The 1,021-nt window shown below is 38.1% G+C and carries 1 protein-coding gene; it reads left to right on the top strand.

Annotated elements, in window-relative coordinates:
• Window positions 1-214: 214 nt before the first annotated feature.
• Window positions 215-742: an HU family DNA-binding protein gene (locus I6E24_RS16390; RefSeq protein ID WP_235329767.1), complete on the top strand. Its 528-nt coding sequence runs from the start codon at window positions 215-217 to the stop codon at window positions 740-742.
• Window positions 743-1,021 lie beyond the last annotated feature (279 nt).

Below are 1,021 nucleotides of genomic sequence, written 5' to 3' on the forward strand. Positions count from 1 at the left end.
GCGGAACTGAACAAAGTACAATATCAAATTAATGATAGACCGCGTAAAAAACTAGGGTTTTCAACCCCCAAAATCGAGTTTTATAAAAGTATTTGCTAATTTTGCACTTGCCACTTGACTCTACATATGTAATAATCTGCAAGAAAACTTTGCCATTTCAAATAAAATTGTAACTTTGCCATTACAGTCCCCACTAATAAAAAAGGAGGTCAGTATGTACAAGTACAAGCTCGTAAAGAAAATCAATCCGCAGGATAAGGAAGCACCTAAGAAATGGTATGCAATTCCTATCAGCGAAGTTCCCCAGACTGTAAAAGCCATGACACGTGCAGCTACGGAAAACACAACAACTGCTCCCATAGAAATGGAAGCAGCTCTTGAATTACTTGGAAGACACGCACGTCAGCAATTGCAGCAAGGACACACAGTAAGAGTAGGTGATTTAGGTACTATACGTGTTTCGTTCAAAAGTGACGGTGTAGAAAACATTACCGATTTCAATGCCGGAGCAATGATTAAGAATCCACGTATCATATTCACTCCAAGTAAGGAATTCCGTGAAAGTGTACTCCAGGGTATTCAATTCCAAAATGCCGGAGTATTGGACGAAGGCATCAGCTATGCCAGCCTTGCAGACTATAAAAAAGCCAAAGGCATTACTTCCGGTGGAAGTGATGACGGTGGTGGTAGCGGTACCGGAGGTGGCGGTATAGAAGAAGGTGGAGATGGTGGCTTTGGATAAGAATGCATTGATACCTAACAAAATATAAGCCTGTTTCCTTTTCAAGCCAATAAATTGGGACTGTATAACTGAAAATGGGGACAGGCTTATTGTATATTGAAGTAATTAAAACTGGTGTTGGTTACATTTAGAATCTCCTTTTTATTAATTTTACATTCAGAAATATAAATCATTTATGAAATGAAGGACTTTGATGAATTTCATTCTTGGATAGAATTTGAGAAGAACTATTATAAGAGCCACAGGAAACATCCTGTTTTTGATAATGAATATTTATGG

It is taken from the genome of Bacteroides caecigallinarum, assembly GCF_021530995.1.
GTDB classification, from domain to species: domain Bacteria; phylum Bacteroidota; class Bacteroidia; order Bacteroidales; family Bacteroidaceae; genus Phocaeicola; species Phocaeicola faecigallinarum.

What these genes read in the sequence shown, in the direction of transcription:
- I6E24_RS16390 (WP_235329767.1), top strand. Translation starts at nt 215, where the DNA reads ATGTACAAGTACAAGCTCGTAAAGAAAATCAATCCGCAGGATAAGGAA.